The following is a 24728-nucleotide window of genomic DNA, read 5'->3' on the forward strand; positions in this document are numbered from 1 at the left end:
GACTCAATTTTCATAAAAAAACCCCCAGTGGGCGTTAGCCAACCAGGGGAGCTAGTTATCAGGGTGCATCTACCAATTAAATGTTCTAGGTTTAACCGCCATACTCCGGATAAATTTATTAGAAAATTGATTGTTGTGGTGTGTCAAAAAAACAAAAGTGGATATTAACTGAATTAGGGGAGTGAAAGATCAAGGGACATCCATCTATTAATCAAGTATTCTAGGATTAAGCACTATTTTCTGGTAGAGAATATCTGCGTCAGAAGTTGCTATTGTTTGCCAAAAACAAAAAAACCCCCAGTGGGTGTTAGCCAACTAGGGGAGTTGAAGATCAAGGTGCATCTACCAATTAAGTGTTCTAGACCCAGGTAATCCGATCCGGATAAAGTTGTAAAGGCAGGGAAAACCGAAACAGCACCGAATCAGAAACATTCAGGGGCGTGATGCATCTAAATTATCAGAGAGAGCGAAAAATCGACTTGAAACTTTCGCGTTTCAAACCAGATTTAGGAGGCGGACAGGAGAAGTTGTGACCCAGGAATTCCATATTTCCGTAACCCCAGTAGGGCAAAATGACTACTTGGTGCGGACGGAACAAGTCGCGCCTGGGGTACCATTGGCAGAAGAATTGGTGACTTGGCCCATAGCTGATTGGTTGATGGCTGCTGGGCATTTGATGAATGACCCGTTGAATTCGGTGTTACAAGGAGATCCATTTACCTCTGGCGGGCATGAAAGTGATATCGCCAGAAACTCTGTGAATTTGGTGGCGTTAGGTCAACAATTTTATAACGCCCTATTTCAAGGCACTCTCAGAGATAGTTGGATTACTGCCCAAGGTATTGCCCAGAACCATCAGCAAGTACTACGGTTACGCTTGGGGCTAAAAGACACTAGATTAGCTCGTTTACCTTGGGAAGTGATGCACGCAGGCGATCGCCCTCTGGCTACTGGGCCTTATGTGGCTTTTTCTCGCTTCCAAAGTGGAATTTTGGGGGCTTCTCCTTTGCGATCCCTGCGGGGGGCTACGCCTACGCAAAATATGCCCACGCCACTAGAACAAGGTGGTGTCAAAGTATTGATGGTAATTGCTTCCCCTTCAGATCAAGTCCGTCTTGACTTACAGAAACAAGAATCAATTAAACTGCAAGCGGAACTCCAGCGTCAAACGTCACGACCTGGTGAAGGTCGCAATAGTTTCCCCGAAATTGAACTGACTGTATTAGACCAACCAGGACGGGAAGAACTGACGCAAGCCCTAGAACAAGGCAGATACCACGTTCTACACTATTCTGGTCATAGTAACTTAGGCGCAAATGGCGGAGAAATTTATCTTGTTAGTCGCAGAACTGGCTTAACGGAAATCTTGACTGGGGACGATTTGGCAGGTTTGCTCGTCAACAATAATATCCAAATGGCAGTGTTTAATTCCTGCTTGGGTGCATACACAGCAGCGTCCAATCCCTCTGGAGATACTGGCGAACGAAACTTAGCAGAAAGTCTGGTGAAGCGCGGAATTAGAAGCGTTTTGGCGATGTCAGAACGGATTCCTGATGAAGTGGCGTTGACGCTCACACAATTGTTTTATCGCAACTTAAGTCAGGGATATCCAGTAGATTTGTGTGTAAGTCGGGTGCGTCAAGGATTAATTTCTGCTTATGGTTCTCACCAGATGTACTGGGCATTACCGATTTTATATCTTCAGCCAGAATTTGACGGTTTTCTGAATCAGGAAACTGAGGTATCGGCAAGTACAGAGCCGCTCAATCAGTATAGTTCGCCTTTAGGGGTAACTTCCACGATGTACCCTGGCATGGCTGATGATAGCGAGATGCCTTTAGGAATGGAAGACATGATTCCTTCTGGTTTGGCGCGTGATTCTGGGTTGGATTGGCTGGGTGAAGATACTTGGGGCGATCTGGTTGATGAAATTGAATATGATGACCCAAGCTATGAAGAAGATTCTGCCATAGTTTCGGATTTGTTTCGTCAGCTAGATAACCAAAAAGCTCCAACTGAACCGGATCAACAAATTCGCGAAAATAGTCTTCACCAAAGCCACGTTTCAGAGGAAATGACTTCCCCCGAACAAGAAGCCGATTTATGGGGAGAAGTTCCACCACCGCCACCTGCAACTCCTGGAAACCTGGAAGAAAATTGGCAAAATTCTAATTTTTCGCAATCGCAACCACCCCCGCCAAGAAATCGTACCCGTCGCCGCAAACTGTGGCCGATTGTGGGTGCTGTGGGGATCAGTGCGATCGCAGCGATCGGTTTCAATTGGTGGTGGCAAAATCGACCCCAAGCAAATCTACCTAAAATACCAGAAATTCCCGCCCAGTCTCTACCTGATTCTCGACCGATTCAAAAGCAGCCGAACATCGATTTAGAAGTAGCAGCGACTGGGATTGTCACCGCCACCGCTACGGAAAAACTGAGCCAAGGTGACTTGCAAGGTGGGTTGTTGGCTGTAGAAGAACTACTCAATCGGGGCGCACTGGCTGCGGCTGAAACTGCCCTGAAACTAATTCCCAATAAACAAGCTGACGATCCATCTGTGAACTTTTACAAGGGACGATTGGCGTGGCAGTCTATCCAAACTGGAGACAATAACTATAGTGTCGATGATGCCCGCCGTTATTGGGAAACTGCTGCCAAAGCTAAACCCGAATCGCTTTTGTATAATAACGCTTTGGGATTTGCCTACTACACAGAGGGCAATCTGAATCGAGCCAATGATTCTTGGTTCAAGGCTTTGAATTTAGCTCTCAAAGAACAGAACACAAATTCAACATCCACAAAAACGGTAGTGCCTCAAGATGCTTTAACTTCTTATGCTGGTTTAGCTCTTGGACTGTATAAATCTGCACTTAGTCAACCTAATGGTAAGCAAACACAATATCTGAATGAAGCGATCAAGTTGCGACAATTGGTTCTCAAGTCCGATCGAGGAAATTTCCAGGTAGATAAATTAGCTAAAAATTGGCTGTGGACGGAAAAGGCGATCGCAGATTGGCGATCGCTCCTTCAGGAAAAAGGTGAAGAACAGTAATATGTTGTGGTGGTGCGATCGCTTGTGACTCTGAATGAAAACATAAATTTACTAGTATTTAGGCAGTGAATTTTACTTTTCAGTTTGATTAAATTAATATATCTTCAACCATCTATGAAGCCCTTGGTAGCTGCTATGACAATGCTAACAGCAGGATGATCAACTGCTTTTTCTAGAGCTTCTGATCCTGCTTCTTTCAGGGCATTGATAATTCGAGCTTTCAATTTTGGCTTCTGTTCTATTTGCTCTACTGCTTTGACGCCAACCATTGCAGTACTAGAATATTCTTGTGACAGTTGATCTAAAAGTTCTTTAATATCTTTTACAGCTTGTGCCAAGTTTTGCGAGTTGTTGATTTGAGTCCCGATTTTATCACGCATGACTTTATCGCCACCAACGTTATCCCCAGAACCGTATTGATTTACTGTTGACATTGAATTATTTTCCTTTTGACGAACTTGATTTTGTTGTTCTTGAAGTTGATTTATGTTGATATATATATTAGATGGTCTTTGCGGAGATTGATGAGGATTTGGTTCAACCCTTAACGACCCTACAAACAACTTATCTTTTCCCCTTTCTATTACATCATCAATTAAGCTTAAAACATTCGCTTTTTCAAAGCTAATATCACATTCAACATCATATTTTTGTTTAACAAGGCGATTTCTTAAATTTTCAAGTTTATAAAAATGTGGATCTTGGCTATCTTTGCAGGTGTGGCAATTACAGGGGATTAACTTGTTGTACTTCAGTCGCTGGTACGAGTCATGAATTTTATCGAGTTCATGTGTAACTATGGTCATCAAATCTCTTTTGTGACGACCTGAAACTCGAATCTTAATCTCCCGCTTGCCGTAATATTCAATCACCTCTGCCTTCGTTTGGTCTTTGCTAAGAACAACGCCGCTTTTCCAAACACATTGTTGTTCATTCATCAACTCATGCATGGCAACTATGAACTGGGTGATGATACCCTTGGGCATGAATTCATAGGTGTAACGCAGAATCAGGTTATTGGTTTCATCCCAGTCATAAGGGAGTTGATTCGCAGATAGCAGTTGTGGGGCAATATACTTTCCTTGGCTTCTAGGAATTTCGTAGCACAGATGGAAATTGATCATCAAGCGTAAAAGTTCATCATGCATTGTGGTATATTCGTCTTCACACCAAATGTTTGCCAAGTCAAACCGGGTGAAACTGCCCAGGTTATGAATTATTTTTTCATTATCCAGCACCTTGTAGACTGCATCAGTTCCCCACTTGGGTTTGAGGATGACGGTTTTGTTCAAAAGTGCGTCTTCCTGGAAGTGCAAGCATACTCCCAAATCGTGCAGATAGCTGCTCAACTGCAACTTATCATTTCTTTGGGTGAACCCATTTTGTTGGCAGATGTTCAGGTATTCGTCCAAGCCGATGTAATTGCGTGAGTCACTCTCTAAAGCTTCCCGGACTCTGACCCAGGTTTTTGGGAGAGGACTGCCAATATGGGGCAGGTTTTTAACGTAATGCTTGATTTGTTGTAAAACTTGTTCCAAACCTCTATTTGTAGCAAGGTTTGTTGGTAGAGTTTCTTTCAAGTTGGTAAACTGCCCCCTTAACTCGAGTTCATTAATCTCCCGATGGCGGTTTTGCTTCTCATTTTTGATGATTAGCAGCGGACTGTTATCGCTCAACAGTTCTACTACATTCAGCCAGTAATAAAAATCTGTGTCTTCCTTGCGGGTATCTGCTACCAAAGCATAGAGGGAACGCTTGGTGAGGAAAAACTGGTGAGTAGCATGGTAAATCTCTTGCCCCCCAAAGTCCCAGATGTTGACTCGAAATTCTCGCCCATTTTCCATTGGGAAATCCCACTGGATGACCTCAATTCCCTTCGTAGTATCTTCCTCTCGGAGTTGATAATTTTGGTCTTCAATCTTCTTTGCCAGTGTTGTCTTTCCTACTCCTCCTTCGCCGACGATTAGTAACTTTGCTTCACACAGATAATCTTCCCCCGCCTCTGCTAACTGTCTAAAGTAATTTTTTATTTTTTCAACATCAACACCCTCAAAGTTGTTATTTCCTATAATTTCTGGCGGTAAATTTTCTATATTATTGTTAAATAAAGTTAAAACTTCCAATTTTTTTAATTCCAATATTCTCGAAGATATTTCTTGTATATTATTTTCACTTACATACTCTATATCTTTTCTTCCTATACTATAAGAAGAATAATTTTCCAGGTTTAATTCTTCCAAAGAGCTTAATTTAAAAATAGCACTAGGTATTCTATCAAAATTATTATTACTCAAATCTAAAGACTTCAATTTTTTAAGTTGAGCAAAAGAATCTGGTAGATATGATAATTTATTACCGCTTAAGTCTAATGAGATTAATCCTTTAATACCGATAATCCATTCTGGCAATGTAGTTAATCCATAACCAGTTATATTAAGAACCTTTATATTTTTTAACCGTATAATAAAATCTGGAATAATAGTTAATTTATTAAATCCAAAATCCAGTTTTGTTAATATTTTTAAATGAGTAATCTGCTCTGGAATTGATGTTAATTCATTCCCACTTAAATCCAGGGAAGTGAGTTGTTGTAGGTGGGTGATAGCTTTTGGCAGCGTCCTTAATCGGTTGCCCTTTAAATTCAAGGAGGTGAGTTGTTGCAGGCGGGTGATGGGTTCTGGCAGCGTCGTTAATTGGTTGCAACTTAAATCCAGGGATGTGAGTTGTTGCAGGTGGGTAATCGCTTCTGGCAACTTTGTTAATCGGTTGCGGCTTAAATTCAAAACCTCCAACCATTCCAGTTCAAACACCTCAGCAGGAATCTCTGTTAATTTTTCCTTACTATCAGTATCCCAATCATTGCTTAAATCTAATTCTTTAAGCTGTTTCTCTTTCGCTTCTCGGATTTTTTCAAGGAAACGTTGAGGCGTGTTTGTCATACTGAGATTCACCTGTCAACTAAAATTATATGTAATGCCCCTGATTCGCTGGACAATCTCGCAACCAATAATATTTTGCACTAATCTTAACAAAGGCTACAGGTTAGATTGCCTTGTAAACGAGTCTTCGATACTCGTGGATGAATTTTAATGACTCTTTTACTTCTTTGGCCGTTTTTTACGCGACTTCTCCAGCCTGAAAAATCTTTTCAGCAGTTAAATTCAACTCTGGGAACGCTGGCGAGTGAATGCGATCGCTTCCCCGAAATTGCCTAACCTGATACTCACCTTCAATTAATTGGTAAATCGAGATAGTTGGTTGTTTCGGATTGCCAATAAACCGCCTACCGCCTAAACCTAGATAATCTACAATCCAATATTCAGGTATTCCGACCTCTTCGTATTTACCTGCTTTGGTAAAATAGTCGTCTCGCCAGTTGGTACTTACTACTTCAATTACTAAAGGAATTGATGCTGCTTGGCTTACAGTAGATTCTTTTTTCCACAGAGGTTCATTTACTAAATTAGAGTTATTTAACAACAGTACATCTGGTGAGTAAGCTGCTTCGCTCTGATTCGGTTTAATGAATGCTGTTTTAGGGATGAAATAAGGTAGTTTTAAACGTTTGTATTCTGTAACTATTTCCCCAACTAAAAATCCAACAATTTGTTCATGTTCGCCTGTGGTAGGAGTCATTTCAACAATTACTCCGTCATGCAGTTCATAGCGTTGTTGTGAGTTTTCTGGATACCAAGCTATAAATTCATCAAATGTTACTAGTTTGCGTAAGGTTTGAGTCATGCTTTCCTCTCGCTTTAAAATCAGATAAAAATTTAAACCTTAGCCACCTAAATTACGCGACTTCTCCAGCCCGAAAAATCTGTTCAGCAGTTAAATTCAACTCTGGGAATGCTGGCGACTGAATGCGGTCATTTCCCCGAAATTGCCTAACTTGATACTCACCTTCAATTAATTGGTAAATCGAGATAGTTGGTTGTTTAGGATTGCCAATAAACCGCCTACCGCCTAAACCTAAATAGTCTACAATCCAATATTCAGGAATACCCAAAGACTCGTAATCTTCTAGCTTCAAAGCATAATCATCACTCCAGTTGGTTGAAACAACTTCTACAATCAACTTGACGGAACTACCCCGCGTAATGACAGATTCTTTTTTCCAGCGAGATTCATTCATAACAGCTTGTCTATCAAGAACGATGACATCTGGTTCATAACCTGAATCAGTGTTAACTGACTTGATGACGCATTCTTTCGGGATAAAGCAAGGAATGGACAAACGAGTGATTTCAATAAACAAAGAACCATTGATAAACCCAGCTATCTCTGAGTGCTTCCCTCTTGGCTTAGGCATTTCAACAATTACCCCATCATGTAGTTCATAATGCCTGTCTGAAGATTCGGGATACCAGGCGATAAATTCATCAAATGTTACTTGTTTGGCTAAGGCTTGAGTCATACTTTGCCCTCTTTATGTCAAATTTGACCCCTCTCCAAACCTCTCCCCGACACGGGGAGAGGCTTAATCAGCGAACTGAGGCTAAACTTTCGCCGCAGCAGCATTTGGTAAATTGACTTTCAACCGCTTAAACATCGCTTCTCGTGCTTGTGCAGCGAGGCTATCGTCAAAAGGTTTTAAGGTAATTTCTTGCTGATACTTTAGCCGCAATGCTGTTTGAATTAACCAATCGGCGACAAAGGGATTTTTCGGTAACAAAGGGCCGTGGGAATAAGTAGCGATCGCATTCTGATAAAATGCTCCTTCTGTCCCATCTTCACCATTATTTCCCAAACCGTATACCACTCGCCCCAAAGCTTCCACTTTTCCCAGCTTGGTACGTCCGCCGTGATTTTCAAAGCCTACCAAATATGGTGTGCTACCCGTCATCTCTTTTAAATCTTGCGCGAGACGTGATGCTGTCACTTCAATTACCAAGTTGCCAATACAGCGCTTAGTATTTTCACCAGGATGCACGGAAACTAAATCGAGTATTCCCAAACCATCAATTCGTTGTCCTAATCCTGGTTCATAATAATGTCCCAGTAATTGGGGGGAACCACAAGTAAATACTCCTGGTGTTCCATTTTCGATTTTCTCGCGCATTGCATCAGCTTTCGCACCTTGCAAATCACGCATGACTATTTCTTGCTGACGATCTTGTGCGCCACCACCCACGATTACATCTACAGTTTTAATATCTGCGGCTGTGGAATTTTGATCTAAGGGTAATACTTTAACATCGTATCCCCGCCACTCGGCGCGACGTTCTATAGTAATTACATTACCGCGATCGCCATAGGTACTCATCAGCGTCGGGTATAACCAACCAATTGTTAATTCAAAATTTTGAGAACTCATAAATTTAGGTAATGAGACGATCGCAAATGACCAATGACAAATGACAAATGACAAATTTAAAGAATTTTCCGCCCAGTCAGAACTTCTCGTACTTCTAGCATGGCTGAGTAGGTAGGTAGAATATGCAGAGTTTCATTCTCTGGTGTATGCTCTAATGCAGTAGCGATCGCTTGTCGTAAATCTTCTTCGACAATTAAATTTAAGTTACTCTCAGGGTGCTTTTGGCTGTAACGTAGACGTAGTGCCATATCATAGACGCGATCGCCACTTACTACTAAAGTCCCGCCGCGTTCGACTAATTTCTCGGTGTCCACGTCCCAAATCCAGGATACATCAGTACCATCGGGCGTGCGATCGTTTAGTACCAGCAGTGTGGTTTTATCTGTGCTTTGAGTAACTACGCGAATGGTTTCATTCGTTCCCACAGGATTTTTTGATAACAATATTCGCACTCGTTTACCGTTAATTACTAAATCTTCAGCCCGACCAAAAGCAGCTTGGAAGTTGTTAATAGTATCTCTGATTGCTGCTTCATCAACTCCTAACTCAATAGCCGCAGTTGCAGCCGCCAAAGTGTTATATTTGTTGTACAAACCAACTAGAATTTGCGACCATTCACTACTTTCCAGAGTCGGTTTACTTTTACTAAAACCACACTTAGGACAAGTAAAATCTCCCAAATGAGACAAATAAACACCTTTGTAATCTAAAGAATGTCCACATTTGGGACAATAAATAGAATCAACGGCATGAGGAATTGCTTCTAAATAATGTTCTGGTTCATTCAAGCCAAAGAATAACACCCGTTGGGGTAACTGCTGACCAAGGTTAGATAATGTTGGGTCATCAGCATTAGGAATTACCACCGTTTCTACTGGTAGGGTAGAAATAACTTTTGTCCAACGCTTACTAATGGTATCTACTTCGCCGTACCTATCAAGTTGGTCGCGGAACAAGTTTAAACAGAGAATGATTCGCGGCTGGAGTGGCGCTAATACTCTTGGTACAATATTTTCATCAACTTCCAAAATGGCGTAATCAGTATTTAGCGTACCTAGTAAGTTGGTGCTTTCTAACAGCGCTGTCATCAAGCCATTTTCCAGATTTGCACCTGTAGAATTATGAGTGACGCGAAAGCCCTTGCGTTCTAGGATTGTGCATAAAAGTAGCGCTGTAGTAGTTTTGCCGTTAGTACCAGCAATTAAAATCACCCCGTTTTTAACTTGCTGACTCAATAATTGTAAGAGTCGGGGTTCAATGCGACGAGCAATCGAGCCTGGTAATACACTAGCAGCACCCAGACGGAGCGATCGCACAATAAACGTCACACTTTTCGCCACTGACACCGCAAAACCCAATCGCAGCCTATCTATGAATTGTATTTTGTTTCCCACATCTGTACCCTAGTCTTCTGGCGGTTGCTAATTAAAAGTGCAAATTTAATCTTGTGAGTTTAGCGAATCCTGGCTGAAAAAGCCAGTATTCGCAATTTGAGATTTTGGATTGTTGCGCTACTTTACCTCTGTTTTGACTTCTGCGTAGCGATACCAGCCACTTGCGAGAGATAATCTCAGTAGGGGCGTTATCTTAAAAAATAGTGCGTGGGCGTAATTACATATCTAGCCCAGTTGGCCAAATTCAGCACAAACTCACAACAAGTAGTAGCTTGCAAGGTTCCTTTTGATGAATAGCACAAAGTTTCTTTTTTTACATAAACAAATTACTGGCTGGCGAAGGTGGTTGTCCAAATGCTTGTTGTTGCTTGTAAGTCTTTTCATTATAAGTATGCAACCTGCATCTGCTGGTCTTAATAATGATTTATATGATGGCAACATCTTTGTCGTTTATGCTGGCAATGGTTCATTGGTTCCTCCCAGACAGACACTCGCACAGACTTTAGCAGAACATAAACCCATATTTTTGGCCTTTTATTTGGATGACAGCAGCGATTCCAAAAGATATGCCATTTCTATTTCACGGGTACAGGAATTTTATGGTCGGGTAGCAGAGATTATGCCGATTAATGTAGATGCTATCCCGCCTAAACAGACTTATGATCCTACAGAACCAGGATATTACTATTCTGGGAGTGTTCCTCAAGTCGTGGTGTTTAATAAATCAGGTGAGGTAGTTTTGAATAAGAAGGGCCAAGTAGCCTTTGAAGAGATAGACGATGAATTTCGCAAAATCTTTGATTTAGTACCACGCACGGAAACAGCACAGCTAAAACGGCGAGCCTTTAATGAGTTTAGTAGTGAGTTAGCTAAGTAACTTATGGGGTAGACCAATTTGGTCTGCCCTAATTTTTAGTGATATCTGTTACTACATTGCCGCCGATATCAAAGCATAATATTGAAATATCTGTGTTCACAATTGAGGAAATTAATCCATAGTCCATAGTCCGTAATCAATGCCCAATAATTAACTAGAGTGTATTCTGATGTCAAAGGTTTACACCACTCAGGAACTAATTCAAATTTTGGCAGCCGAACGCCAAGCTTGCCTCAAAGGAAAACGCTTAAAGTTAGAAATAAAAATCTCTGGCAATCCTGTAATTGACCAGTTTATCAGCACTGATGGGTTGCAACAGTTCACTGCCTATCAAGATTTCAAAGCTGCAATTCACGAGTATCAAAAGGAAAATCGAGTTTCCGGTATTATTTGGCGGGAAGTGACAGTTAAAGAAAAAAACTTGCACTATCCCGAAATAGATACTGAGTTAATTGCCCTCAATAGTGACTTAGAGATATTAAAAGCCGCTAAAAATTCCATCGTAGAATTTTGGTATGAAGTCACTATGGGGATGGATTTATATTTGAGTTTTAATAATAGTAAACAACACCAAAAAATTGTCACATCTGATGTAGAAAGGATTGTTCAAAGAACAGAGTGGGCAAGTTTGTGCAAGTGGGAAAATTCTAGCTTTTTGGAAATGATTTTGCAGCTAGGATGGGGTAAACCAGAAGAAGCTTATTATAAACGAGGAAGACCGCGATCGGGTAGTGAATATATTCATGCAGTCAATCCCGGAAATCGCCCCATTGGTTGATGTGTTGGGTAGCAATACTAAAATCCATGACAAAATGACCAACAGAATTGCATTTACTTTGCTTTCTTAGTCAGGTACTCTATTTGTAACAGAAATTTCAATTGTACAGATAAGTAGTAGCATGAAAACGCGAAGTTATAGCAAGGGACTGGGGACACTTCGACTGCGCGGTAGTTGAATCTCGACTCACAACGACTGCGCGGTAGTTGAGCGTAGTCGAAACTCAGTGCAAGTCGCTCAATTACCGCGTAGCGGTGCACTGAGCTTGTCGTTGTGTCGAAACTCAGTGCATCGCTGGGGACTGGTTGAAAAGTCTTTTTGTGTCTAAGTTTCATCAACAGGTAATGTTCTAACCACCAAGGCTTGTGCTATATCAAACAACTAGAAGCTGATGGTTGGTATCCTTGCTAGAAATAAACCTGGTTTAATAACAGTTAGAGGTAAATTGTCTAACGAGAGATACTTAATCCTCAGCTTTTTTTGAATATACAGCAGTGTTACCATTTAATGACACTACTTCTGTTTGTAGTTCTTGATGCCGATTTGGTTTGATAAATCGCTCTGTTATTGTCTTAATCACAATATACAAAATTGGCACTACAAACAAACTCAAAAAAGTCGCAATTAACATTCCACCAAATACTGCTGTTCCCAAAGATTGCCGACTTCCTGCACCAGCACCTGTGGCAGTAGCCAAGGGGAAAATCCCCAAAAGCGTAGAAAAAGCAGTCATCAAAATTGGGCGTAACCGCTCTTGTGAAGCCTCAATTACTGCTTTAGTAATCGAAAGCCCTTGCTCTCGCAATTGATTAGCAAATTCCACAATCAAAATCGCATTCTTACTAGCTAAACCGATCAACATTACCAGTCCAATTTGACAGTAAACATCATTAGCAAAACCCCGCATTGATTGAGCTATGAGCGCTCCAAAGATAGCTAAAGGAACTGACAACAGAATGATAAAGGGGTCAACGTAGTTCTCGTATTGAGCGGCTAGTACTAAAAACACAAAGATTATTCCTAATCCAAAAATCAGGGGTGCTAAACCACCAGAATCTATTTCTTCTAATGCAGTCCCTGACCATTCGTAGCCATAACCTGCTGGTAAAACTTCTTTAGCAACTTGTTCCATTGCTTTAATTGCATCTCCAGAACTAGAGCCAGGAGCGGCGGAACCATTAATTTCAATTGAGCGGAATAGATTGTAGTGATTTATCGTTTGCGCTCCCACAGTCGAAGTAACTTTGACTAAGTTACTCAAAGGAATCATTTGATTTTTTTGAGAACGAATGTAGAGTTTACCAATATCTTTTGGGTTGGAACGAAACTGTTGATCTGCCTGGATATACACGCGATAATTGCGCTGTTGGAGATTAAAATCATTCACATATTGCGATCCCAAAGCAGTTTGTAAAGTACTGAAGACATCATCTATAGAAACTTGCAATGCTTTGGCTTTATTGCGGTCTACTTCCACAAGCAATTGTGGTGTATCTGCGGCAAAAGTACTAAATACAGCTTGTAATCCAGGTGTTTGATTGGCACGACCTAGTAATTTACCCATTGACTGTACTAGATTTTCTAAGCCACCGTTACCTCTGCGGTCTTGTAGTTGAAAGACGAAGCCGCCAAAGTTGCCTAAACCCTGAATTGGTGGCGGATTCACAGGAAAAACCCTGGCTTCTGGAATTGCCAACAACTTCCCTTGCAAGCTACCAATAATCGCCTGTACTGATTGATCCGGTTTTGAGCGCTCGTCCCAAGATTTTAAAGTTGTAAATATGATGCCACTGTTAGCTGTATTACCACTAAAACCAAATCCTCCGATCGCAAAAGTCCCTAGAACTTCTGGAATTTGCAGAATTTCTTTTTCTACCTGTGCAATCACATCGCTGGTATATTGCAGCGATACGCCTTGGGGGCCTTGGATAATTGTGATGAAGTAGCCTTCGTCTTCATCGGGTAAAAAGGCTGTCGGTACTGTGGTGTACAGCCAAGCAGTCATTCCCAAGGAAACAATAAAGAGTCCAATCACAATGCTTTTGAATCGTACCATCCAGGTAAGCGATCGCTCATAACTTGACCTTACCCATTCCAAGAACCGATTAATCTGGCCAAAAATCCAACCCAGCCAGCCTGAAGGTTTTTGTCCTTGACGCAGCAGTAGCGCACATAAAGAAGGTGTTAAAGTCAAAGCCAGAAATGTCGAAATCGCAATGGAAAAAGCGATCGTCAGGGCAAATTGCCGATAAAGTGCGCCTGTGGTTCCCGGAAAGAACGCTACTGGCACAAACACCGCCATCAATACTAATGAAGTGGCAATAACCGCGCCAAACAGTTCCGCCATTGATTCACTTGCGGCACGGCGAGGATTTATACCTTTATCCTGAATAAAACGGCTGATTTGCTCCACTACAACGATCGCATCGTCTACGACCATCCCCGATGCTAAAGTTAGACCAAATAAAGTCAAACTATTGATGGAAAAGTTAAAAACTTTGACAAAGGCAAACGTCCCAATTAAGGAAAGTGGAATGGTAAGTGCGGGAATTAAAGTGGTTCGCCAATCCTGCAAGAACACAAAAATTACAATTACAACCAGCACCACCGCTTCAATCAGAGTCTTGACCACTTCTGCCAAGGACTCTTCTACAAAGGATGTTGTGTCAAAAGCTACTTGATATTTCATTCCTGGGGGAAAACTCGGTGCCAATCGCGCCAGTTCAGCTTTGACTCCCTTAGCTACATCTAAAGCATTACTGCCAGGAACCTGATAAATCCCTAAACCTACAGCATCATTGCCCCGAAATCGCAGAAATGAACTATAGTTTTCTGCGCCCAGTTCCGCTCTCCCGACATCTTTGAGCTTAACTAATGTGCCATCATCTTGAGTTTTAAGGACAATTTCTTCAAATTCTGATGGTTCTGCTAATCGACTGACAGCACGCACATCCAGTTGATATCTTTGTCCTTCAGGAGCTGGTTCTTGCCCAATTCTCCCTGCACCGACTTGCAAGTTTTGTTCGGATAGGGCATTTGCTACATCCTTAGTCGTTAGTCCCCTACTGGCAAGGCGACTCGGATCTAACCACAAACGCATTGCGTAGCGGCGTTCGCCAAAAACTTGGGCGTTGCTCACGCCTTTGACTCTTTTTAAAGCATCTGCTAAGTAGAGGTCGGCATAGTTACTTAAGAATATATTGTCATACTCTTTATTTTCAGAGAATAAACCAATTGCTAAGAGAATGTTGCTAGACTCTTTTGAGACCTTTACCCCTGTGCGTTGTACACTCTCTGGTAGTTGTGGCTGGGCAACAGAAACACGATTTTGCACATCCACAGCTGCAATATCTTTATCACGCGATGAATCGAAGGTGGCTGTAATGGTACTAGTACCATCGTTACTGCTGCTAGAAGTGAGATATCTTAGTCCCTCAACCCCGTTGATTTGCCTTTCTAAGATATTTGTCACTCCACTTTCAACGACTTCGGCACTAGCTCCGCTATAGTTGGAAGTTACACTGATTTGGGTGGGACTAATTTCTGGGAACCTAGCGATCGGCAGTGAGGGAATACTAATTAATCCTATTAAAAGGATGATGATCGCGCAGACCGATGCAAAAATTGGTCGCTTGATAAAGAAGTCAACAAACATAGTTTAAAAAATTGGGTATTTGGCATTGGGCATTGGGCAAAACAGTTCCGAGTTCCGAGTTCCCAGTGCTGAGTAAAGAAATGAGATTTCCCACTCAGCACTCAGCACTCAGCACTCAGTACTCATTACTCAGCACTCTTGAGAGGCATGGGGCAAGAGGCAGAAGTTCTAAAATGTTTGAATTTTGTTAGCGCAGCGTAAAGCCTTCTCTGCGAGAGGCTACTTCGGCTTACCTCGACTTTGCTCGGCACAAGTCGCTCAGTACAAGTGCGCCAACGGCATAGCTTCTCTACGAGACGCTGCGCGAACGCTTAGAGCGAGTCCGCGAGCGTCATTTTGAATTTTGAATTTTGAATTTTGAATTTTGAATTGATTTCTCCCCTGCTTCCCCTACCCGCCTGCTGTGACCTTCAACTAAGACTTCTGATTAGCAGGTTCTTCCGGTGCTGGAGTGATGGGAGCGCCATTAGTTAGGTTGAGAATACCAGAAACAACAATTTTGTCTCCAGCTTTTAGTCCTTCAATAACTTGATAATTATTCCCCTCAATAGCTCCCAATTTCACAGGTTTTTGTTGAGCAACTAAAGATGGCGCTCCAGCTTTCTTGTCTGCTGGCGCTTCAGCTTTTTTTTCTGTTGGCGCTTCAGCTTTCCTTTCTGCTGGTGCTTGAGCCACAAATACAAAAGTTTCTCCACCCAGCCGAGATACTGCTGTGACTGGAATTAAAATTCCTGGACGTTCGTTCCAGATGATTCTGGTTTGCACTGATTGAAGATTAAGCAGTCGATTTCTCGAATTACCAAAATTGGCTTTTATCAAAACTGTCTGCGAATCGGAACTAGCATTTGGGGAGATAAAACTCACCTTACCCCTTGCTATGGTTTTGCCTTGGACATCTAGCATTTGTACTGGTAATCCCAAACGCAGCTTTTTGGCTTGTTCTAGGGGAACGGAAATATTCAGTTCTAAAGAGTCATTTCTAGTCAATGTAGTGAGTTGATCTGCTTTTTCCACATAATCTCCTACCTTTGTGGGAATGTCACCAACAATGCCAGTGAAAGGTGCAAGGACTTTTGTGTATTGCAGTTGGACTTGGGCTGCTTGGACTTGGGCAGCTGCTTGACTTACTTGCGATCGCGCTTGGGCAATTTCTTCTGGACGGGAACCATTTTCTAGTTGTCTTAAGTTTTGCTTCTGTTGTTCTAAGGCTCCAGCTAGCTCATTGACACTAGAAGTTCTACTTTGACGGAGTTGGTCTAGGCGTTTTTGGGCTACAACAAGGGCAGCTTCAGCACTTTGCTGTTCTTTGACATATCCTTCTAAAGTATCTTGAGAAACTGCGCCCTCTTTTCTCAATTGTGCGTAGCGCTTGGCTCGTGATTGTGCTAATTCCACATCAGATTTAGCTGATTGTATTTGAGCCTCAGCTTGAGCAATTTCTTGTGGTTGCGATCCTGATTGGGCATCTCGAAGACGAGCTTGAGCTTGGGTTAACTGCGCTCTAGCTTGGGCGATTTCTTCTTGTCGTGTACCCGCTTCCAATTCAGCAAGACGTGCTTGAGCTTGTGCTAGTCCAGCTTTTGCTTGTAATAATTGCGCTTGGACATTATCACTTTCCAGGCTAATAATAACTTGCCCCTGTTGAACACGGTTGCCCTCTTGAATGAAAATATTGGTAATTCTTCCTTCAACCTGTGGCTTGATGATTACCGAACGTGGAGCCTCTAAGGAGCCAATAAACTCCGAACTGTCCTGCACAGTTTCAGTTTGCACAGTTGCTAGCTTGACGGGAATTGCCATAGGTTGAGCAGGAGCAGCTCCACCTGGTGGTGCATCGCTAGCACGGCTAGTTTGCCACCAGCGCCAACCAATACCAACACCTGCAATTAATAAGACAATTCCCAAAATCAGGGGCCAACGCCGCTTTTGAGGTGGCTTTGGCGATCGCTCTAACAATGGTTGCGACTCTTGACTAGCATTATTAACAGCAGACTGTTCTATTTCAACAGGCAGGGGAGAATCAGGGAACTCAGAATGGGACATATTCGGTTTCTTGTCTTGTGGATTTAGACTTGGGCAATCTGCTTTTCGCTAAAAAAGCATTGGTTTAAATAGTTTTTTAGCCCTTTTTTCTTAATGTTGATAACAAATATGTATTCATTTGGGTATTTGGGCGATCGCTAACGTTGTCTACCACCTAAAACGAACTAATATTGTTCATCACATTATGGTTAATTTGTACATTACTTAACTCCAACTATTTTTTAACCTGTAATTTATAAAACTGTCTTAATCAATAAAAACTCAGTCGCTTGTCTCTGATAAAAAGCACGGTTCATCTTGTTGCAACCAATCAACAGAACCTCCTACCTCCTTTAATGGCAAAGCGCCGATACCATGTACAAATCAATTCATCCGACTGTAACCTAATGTGGTCAGAATACTAGCAACACACCTGTGACTTTTTTGCAAGTACACAATCATCTGCTTGTGCAAGGATTTGTCAGTTTCGTATCAGATCAGACGGGCGGACTGGGGATGTCGCTTCGCTTCTCTAAATAAATGTCTGAATCAGTCCTTGATACTCCTCCATCATCTGATTGCAAAACCTTACATAATTTTGAGGTCAATGTATGGGTTTTGAATTCACTCGTTGCAATGGGCTACGGCTTGAGACTGTAAAGCGATCGCTTCGGTAATCAGAGCAGTTAGTAGTTGCTCTTTGTTCTAGAAATGACAAAATAAAGTTACCTTAGTGACCGCAGCAACACGAGCAATTTATCGCGTTGTAGCTTCAATCAAACCTGCCGTTACAAACACCTTAGTTATCACCTCGATCAATGGTGCAGGAATTTTTGCAGTTCTTGATACTAAGTTTACTCTAAGTGTTTGCAAGCACTTGCTTGCATTATAACCACATAGTAGACGAGATTGGCATAAGTTACAGATGAGTTTATCGTTCTTAAGTCGTAGTGAATACTGGTCTTAAGGAAGAAAAGAGTATGGAGCGATCCCAACTCTTGGAGAGGCTTGCCTACGATACGCTGCGCGTAACTTGCTTCTCCATAGGTGTACCCCAGTGGCGGGCTACGCCTACGCTGATTAATTCAGCTTTATTAATCAAGGTTGCGAGTCTCATCGAGTTATCCTCACCAAGAACGAGGTGCAATTAATCAGTGTTTTCTAGAATCCTATTTTTTAGCGGTCTTAACTTCCTACAGTTAGTTCACCCGATCGGTTGATTTATAACTCACCCGAATGGGTGATTTAATTTATCCTAATTAGGGTTTTGTATGTGTAGCCAAATCAGTAATCTCAAATATCCTTTAGGAGTGATGAGTGAGCAATCTTATTTCCTTACTTGAAAAAGAAGAACTGTTTTGCCTAATCCCCTTCAACCATCCACAACTGAATTCTTAGAATCTAATTTCGGCAGGATTCCCACAGATAATTTTCGGTTAGCAACAATATGAGAAAAGAGCCACTCATACCGATCGAGTGCTTGTTCAAAGGAGTAGTTTTCTTCAGCAAACCGTCTTCCTGCGTTACCGAGTCTCGCCCCTAGAGCGGGATTAGCATATAAATCATGTACCGCAATGGCCATTGCATGGGGCGATTCTGGCTCAACAATTATCCCACCACCACTGACTTGAATTGCTCTAGCAGCAGTACCTGTGGCGGGAACTGAACCCACAATTGGGCGACCACTCGCCAACAGCAGTGGTATTTTTGAAGGCATATTGAAGGAAATTACATTGCGCTTTTGCACAATTAGTCCCACATCGGATGCTGCTAGCATTTCGGGTAGTTTTTCTCGCGGCTGTAATGGAAGCAGCAAAACATTATCTGCTCCATTTAATAGACAATATTCCTGCAATCTTTGCAATGCTTTTGATTCGCCAACGATCACAAAGACAATATCTTTGATATTACGCAAACAAACTGCTGCTTCTATTACTGTTTCTAAACCTTGTGTTAGAGCAATGTTGCCCGAATAAAGTACTACAAATTTACCATCTAGATGATGGCTAGATATCCAGGAGTTGTTTTCTTTCGGTAAGGGGCGGATGAAATTTAAATTCACCCAATTGGGAATACAAACGATTTTATTAACAGGTACTCCTTTATTCACCAAATTTTCACGAAACCCATCGGTGATGACACTGATAGTGTGTGCAGTCCGATATGCAAATTTCTCTAGAGCTGTCAGAGTTCGGATCATCCACTTGTTTTTTAATAGCCCGATACGCACGGCAGCTTCTGGTAAGATATCCTGGACATTCAGAACTACTGGGCAGTTGTATAACCAACCAAATATTGTTGCTGGTAATGTACCAAAAAGAGGTGGGACTGTTAAAATAATCACATCTGGCCGTCCGCCTTTAAAGGCTTGGGGTAAGCTCGTGAAAACAAAACTCAATTCTAGTAACAGCCGATCTATAAGGTTAGGTTTAGACTTAATTCGCAGGTAACTTCGCGCAATTGTCACGCCATTTTTGTGTTCAGTAAGATACCACTTACCCCGATAGCCATCGTAAATTTCGCGCTGAGGATAGTTGGGCATTCCCGTAATCACTCGCACTTCATGACCTCGCTTTACTAGTCCTTCTGCCAATTCAGTCATTAACGGAGCAATTCCAATTGGCTCTGGATGATAGTTGTAGGAATAAACCAGAATGTGCATGAGCTATTTGTGAATTTTGTGGAGACAGCCTGAGATGATCGGATTTATTTCTTAATAGCTAGTAGGGGCAGCTATTTTTATACTTAATCTAACTTAATAAGATTGCTTGATTAAAATCGTGTTAAGTAAGTTGGCAAGAATAAATCGAACTATATGTTTTGCAAGTTAAAATTAATTAAATTGGCTGTAATACGCGGCTAAAACCCTGTTTTAAAAGCTAGAGCCGTTTACTACAAACCTTTAACTATTCACGCCCACTTACTTAAACATTGTTGAATAACTTTTTTGGTAGTTTTTAAAATAAAAATTTTGTACTGCATAATAAAAAAATTACAAATCAAAACATTGCCCTGTGTAAACAGGTCAGATTCTTATAGATATAGGCTTTAATTTCTGGTAATTATGACAATAGTTAGTCTGGTTGTTTTTAAACTAATGCCTAAATTTATACTTGAGGAAGTGTAACATTATATTCACGGTTATGTATATAACCCGCATTCCGCCTTTTAAACTGGCACAAGAAGTATTTTTAACCAAGTCATCAGTATTGTATTCATGGAGGAATATCACACTTTTTTTGGGTAATTTGCTGAGTAAAAAGTAAAATTAATTGCACTTAGCACTGAGGTTTATAAAAGTGTTGATGACGAACCAATGAGGTTAAATGATAGCCCCACCAGTTCGCTGAACTAGTAGGGGTAGAATAGAGATTCAGTAAATTTGGCAAGCCTGACAGGAATCCGCTTTGATTTCTACTCGCGCAGCGTGGCTTAGACAGGGAATAGGCAATAGGCACTCTTGCAACACTTATCCTCTTCGATGACCGATTCAGCTAAAAATGACGAGCGATCGCTTGAGAATAACTGATAAAGTTGAGCTACGCAAAGTTGAAAACAGTGTTATATGCCTGGGTTTCTATTAGAAGTTGGTACAGAAGAACTACCTGCAAGTTTTCTCAGTGATGCTTTAGTGCAATGGCAGGAACGCATTCCCCAAAGCCTGGAAGCAAACAGTCTCAAGGGCGAAAGTGTCCAGGTTTACGGTACTCCCCGACGGCTGGCGGTATTGATTACAGGTCTACCATCGCAGCAACCAGACCGAGAAGAAGAAATTAAAGGGCCTCCTGCCCAAGCCGCTTTTAAAGATGGTCAGCCGACAGCAGCAGCAGCAGGCTTTGCCAAAAAGCAAGGTGTGGAACTGGAGGCGCTGTCTGTTCGCCCCACTGACAAAGGGGAATTTGTCTTTGTGCAAAAAAGAATTCCCGGTCGTCCTGTGGCGGAAATTTTGACAGAACTTGTTCCCCAGTGGATTTGGGGTTTAGAAGGTAAGCGGTTGATGCGTTGGGGAAATGGGGATGCGAGGTTTTCCCGACCGATTCGTTGGCTGGTAGCTTTGTTAGATGAGACGGTATTGCCTTTAGAATTAGTGAATGGTTCTAAAACGATTCAGAGCGATCGCATTTCCCAAGGTCATCGGGTTTTGCATCCTGAACCTGTGACAATTGCCCAGGCTACTGATTATGTTACCGCCCTCAAGTCTGCCTATGTCACCGTTGACCCAGAAGAACGGGTAAATCTGATTAAAGAGCAAGTAAAGGCAGTAGCAGATAATTTAGGCGGCTATACAGTATTTTACCCAGACTTGTTAGCGGAAGTAACCAACCTTGTAGAATATCCTTCCGCAGTTGTTGGTAAATTTGAACCAGAATTTTTGGAATTACCAACTGAGGTAATTACGGAAGTGATGGTTACTCATCAACGTTATTTTCCTGTATTCAAACCAGGGAGTTTTGAGCAAGAATTATTGCCCAATTTCATTACCATTTCTAACGGCGATCCCAATAAATCAGATATTATTGCTGTCGGAAATGAAAGGGTAATTCGTGCCAGATTAGCTGATGGCAGATTTTTCTACGAAGCTGACTTAACTAAACCAATAGATAGCTTTTTACCGCAATTGGAAAAAGTCACTTTCCAAGAAGAATTGGGTTCGGTGCGTGCCAAGGTAGATAGAATAGTTCAAATTGCCGAGCAAATTAGCAGTCAATTAGAATTAGCAGAAGATCAAAGCCAAAGAATCCAACGTGCTGCTTTATTATGTAAAGCAGATTTGGTGACACAAATGGTCTATGAATTCCCCGAATTGCAAGGCATTATGGGAGAAAAATATGCTTTGGCTAGTGGTGAAGATGCGGAAGTAGCAAAGGCAATTTATCAACATTATTTGCCAATAGGATCGGGTGATAGGTTCCCGGAAACGCTGACGGGTCAAATAGTCGGTTTGGCAGATAGATTAGATACTTTGGTGAGTATCTTTGGATTAGGTTTAATTCCTTCCGGTTCATCCGATCCCTTCGCCTTACGTCGTGCGGCTAATGCTGTAGTTAAAATTGCTTGGCGTTATAATTTACCGATAAATTTAGATAATTTATTGGCACAAATAGCCACGGACTTTGCAGCAAAATATCATAAAGACCAGGCATTATTAACCACAGCGTTACAAGAGTTTTTCTTACAACGCATCCGCACTTTATTACAAGAAGAAAAACAGATTGATTACGATTTAGTAAATGCAGTTTTGGGAGAAAATGACCCAGAATACACAGAACGGACGTTAAAAGATTTATTGGATGTCCGCGATCGCGCCTCATACTTACAAAAAATCCGCAACGACAGTACCTTAGATAACATCTACGAAACCGTTAACCGTTCTACACGATTAGCCGCCCAAGGTGATTTGGATACAAAACAGCTAGAACCGACAACCGTAGTTCGTCAAGAATTATTCCAAAAGCCCTCTGAAGAAGCTTTGTATAATGCACTAATCGAATCAGTACCACAAACTCAAGCAGCACAGCAGACCCGAAATTATCAACTATTAGTAGCAGCATTAGCAAAAATTGCTCCGGCAGTTAGTAACTTCTTTGATGGCCCGGATAGCGTTTTAGTTATGGACTCCGATCCAGAAATCAAGCGTAATCGGTTACATCTGCTGGGATTAGTTCGCAATCATGCCCGTGTTTTAGCTGACTTCGGTGCGATCGTCAAAAATCTGTAGCGTAGGTCAACAAAAAGTTGTGTAATTTTTACCAAGAAAGGCTACTATAGGGAGTGCTTAACCAGGGACTCTGCTGCAATCTATGTCCAAAGCTCATGTTATTGGATTGGGAAAGTCCGGTGTTGCTGCGGCGAGATTGTTGAAACTGGAAGGTTGGGAGGTAGAGCTAAGTGATAGCAACACCTCCGAAACCCTCCTACAACAACAACAAGAACTCGCTGCCGAGCAAATAACCGTTAAACTAGGCCAATCCCTAGAATTGAATGGTGATAATTTACCGCAATTAATAGTTGTTAGTCCTGGCGTGCCTTGGGATATTCCGGTATTAATCAAGGCACGCCAATTAGGTATAGAAACTATTGGGGAAATGGAACTTGCTTGGCGAAATTTGCAATCGCTACCTTGGGTAGGAATTACCGGCACTAACGGCAAAACTACTACCACAGCTTTAATTGCTGCCATTTTCCAAGCAGCAGAATTAAATGCACCCGCCTGCGGTAATATTGGCTACGCCGCTTGTGAAGTCGCCCTATCTCAGAGGGGCAGGCAGGCAGCACTTCGGCTCCCTTCGGCTCCGCTCAGGGCAAGTCGCTCAGTGACCGAGGGGCAGGGGAGCAGAGGTGAAGGAACTGCGATCCAAAATTGTATTGATTGGGTGATTGCGGAAGTTAGCAGCTATCAAATAGAATCTTCGAGTTCTCTTGCTCCCCGGATCGGTGTTTGGACGACTTTCACACCTGATCATCTCAGTCGCCATAAGACTTTAGAGAACTATTACAACATCAAAGCCAAGTTATTACATCAGTCGGAGTTGCAAGTATTCAATGGCGATGATGCCTACTTGAGCCAGTTAGGTTTAAGTGCTTGGCCTGATGCCTATTGGACAAGTGTCAGAGGAAGAGATTTCCTGATTAGCGAAAAAGGCTTTTATATTGAAGACGGCTGGGTTGTGGAAAAATTGACTGCAACCTCGGCACCAGAACCAATTGTGAAAGTATCTAGTTTGCGAATGGTGGGAGAACATAACCAGCAAAATCTGTTGATGGCAGTAGCAACAGCAAGATTAGCGGGAATTAATCGGGAGGCGATCGCGCGTGCAGTTCAGGAATTTCCTGGTGTTGCCCATCGTTTGGAGCATATCTGCACATGGGAAGGTATTGATTTCATTAACGACAGCAAAGCCACCAATTATGATGCGGCTGAAGTAGGTTTAGCATCTGTTAACAGTCCAGCAATTTTAATTGCGGGTGGAGAAGCCAAAGCAGGTGATGATACTGCTTGGCTAGCACAAATTCAAACCAAAGCTGCTGCTGTGTTATTGATTGGCTCTGCTGCACCCGCATTTGCCAAACGTCTGCGAGAGGCGGGGTATCATTCATACCATATTGTGGAAACTATGGAAAGGGCAGTTCCTAAGTCGGCAGAATTAGCCAAGCAGTATCAAGCGCCTGTGGTGTTGCTATCTCCGGCTTGTGCGAGTTTCGATCAGTACCCAAATTTTGAGGTGCGGGGCGATCGCTTCCGTCATTTATGCCTTGCTTGGGCGGGAGGCTGGAAACCTGCCCAAGTAGAATTTTCAGAACTTGAAAACTCTACTCAAGAGTCCATAGTTCAAAGTCGATAACCATTAGACTTCTTGCATAAGTCGGTAAAAGGGTAAGGGGGAAAGGGGAAAGGAACAATAAAAACCTTTTCCCAGGTTGGTGAGCTTGCCGAACCATAACCTTTCCCCTTTTCCCACAAGAGAGCAAAAATTACTTTTGCAAGAGGTCTATTGTTTGTTTACAAGTTCGGCGTTGCTGATTGCGGTATGAAAAATAATTTTGCGTTATTTCAAAATCCTTGTAGAGACGTTGCAATTGCTAGTCTCTACATCCAAATTCATACCTCGATTCAGCAACACCACAAGTTCAT

Annotated in this window: 13 protein-coding genes; 5 read left to right on the top strand and 8 right to left on the bottom strand. The window is 42.0% G+C overall.

What is annotated here, in order from left to right:
• Positions 1-529 precede the first annotated feature (529 nt).
• Positions 530-3052, top strand: coding sequence for a cell division protein HetF (gene hetF, locus RMX98_RS11335; protein ID WP_322678988.1), 2523 nt, complete (start codon positions 530-532; stop codon positions 3050-3052).
• A gap of 104 nt (positions 3053-3156) precedes the next feature.
• Here the strand turns inward: hetF and RMX98_RS11340 are convergent, their stop codons facing one another.
• The 5 genes from RMX98_RS11340 to RMX98_RS11360 all read right to left on the bottom strand — a co-directional run bounded on the left by RMX98_RS11340 (position 3157) and on the right by RMX98_RS11360 (position 9763).
• Entirely contained in the window at positions 3157-5991 is a 2835-nt protein-coding gene (locus tag RMX98_RS11340; protein WP_322678989.1) for a COR domain-containing protein, read from the bottom strand.
• A gap of 178 nt (positions 5992-6169) precedes the next feature.
• Entirely contained in the window at positions 6170-6793 is a 624-nt protein-coding gene (locus tag RMX98_RS11345) for a Uma2 family endonuclease (RefSeq protein ID WP_322678990.1), read from the bottom strand.
• 52 nt (positions 6794-6845) lie between these two features.
• Positions 6846-7469, bottom strand: coding sequence for a Uma2 family endonuclease (locus RMX98_RS11350; protein ID WP_322678991.1), 624 nt, complete (start codon positions 7467-7469; stop codon positions 6846-6848).
• An 81-nt stretch (positions 7470-7550) separates the two neighbouring features.
• Positions 7551-8369 carry a type 1 glutamine amidotransferase gene (locus tag RMX98_RS11355; protein WP_322678992.1) on the bottom strand — a complete coding sequence of 273 codons (819 nt, stop codon included), beginning with the start codon at positions 8367-8369 and terminating at the stop codon, positions 7551-7553.
• A 56-nt stretch (positions 8370-8425) separates the two neighbouring features.
• Positions 8426-9763 (bottom strand): Mur ligase family protein, encoded by a 1338-nt coding sequence (locus RMX98_RS11360; RefSeq protein WP_322678993.1) that lies wholly within the window; start codon positions 9761-9763, stop codon positions 8426-8428.
• Between the two features lie 289 nt (positions 9764-10052).
• Here RMX98_RS11360 and RMX98_RS11365 point away from each other — a divergent pair, with 289 nt between their 5' ends.
• Positions 10053-10640, top strand: coding sequence for a thylakoid membrane photosystem I accumulation factor (locus tag RMX98_RS11365; protein ID WP_322678994.1), 588 nt, complete (start codon positions 10053-10055; stop codon positions 10638-10640).
• A gap of 169 nt (positions 10641-10809) precedes the next feature.
• On the top strand, positions 10810-11418 hold the full coding sequence (locus RMX98_RS11370) for a hypothetical protein (RefSeq protein ID WP_322678995.1): 609 nt from the start codon (positions 10810-10812) through the stop codon (positions 11416-11418).
• Positions 11419-11881: 463 nt separating this feature from the next.
• Here RMX98_RS11370 and RMX98_RS11375 read toward each other — a convergent pair whose 3' ends face one another.
• The 3 genes from RMX98_RS11375 to RMX98_RS11385 form a co-directional block, all read right to left on the bottom strand.
• Positions 11882-15073 carry an efflux RND transporter permease subunit gene (locus tag RMX98_RS11375; protein ID WP_322678996.1) on the bottom strand — a complete coding sequence of 1064 codons (3192 nt, stop codon included), beginning with the start codon at positions 15071-15073 and terminating at the stop codon, positions 11882-11884.
• A 414-nt stretch (positions 15074-15487) separates the two neighbouring features.
• Complete coding sequence (locus tag RMX98_RS11380) at positions 15488-17116, bottom strand: efflux RND transporter periplasmic adaptor subunit (RefSeq protein ID WP_322678997.1); 1629 nt, start codon at positions 17114-17116, stop codon at positions 15488-15490.
• Between the two features lie 1351 nt (positions 17117-18467).
• Positions 18468-19757, bottom strand: a complete 1290-nt coding sequence (locus RMX98_RS11385; protein ID WP_322678998.1) for a glycosyltransferase family 4 protein — start codon at positions 19755-19757, stop codon at positions 18468-18470.
• 903 nt (positions 19758-20660) lie between these two features.
• Here RMX98_RS11385 and glyS point away from each other — a divergent pair.
• Both glyS and murD read left to right on the top strand, forming a co-directional pair.
• The gene (gene glyS, locus RMX98_RS11390) at positions 20661-22814 is read left to right on the top strand and encodes a glycine--tRNA ligase subunit beta (protein WP_322678999.1); all 2154 of its coding nucleotides are present in this window, start codon (positions 20661-20663) and stop codon (positions 22812-22814) included.
• A gap of 82 nt (positions 22815-22896) precedes the next feature.
• Positions 22897-24438, top strand: coding sequence for a UDP-N-acetylmuramoyl-L-alanine--D-glutamate ligase (gene murD / locus RMX98_RS11395; RefSeq protein ID WP_322679000.1), 1542 nt, complete (start codon positions 22897-22899; stop codon positions 24436-24438).
• Positions 24439-24728 lie beyond the last annotated feature (290 nt).

The organism is Nostoc sp. DedQUE02 (assembly GCF_034531035.1).
In the GTDB taxonomy this organism is placed as follows: domain Bacteria; phylum Cyanobacteriota; class Cyanobacteriia; order Cyanobacteriales; family Nostocaceae; genus Nostoc.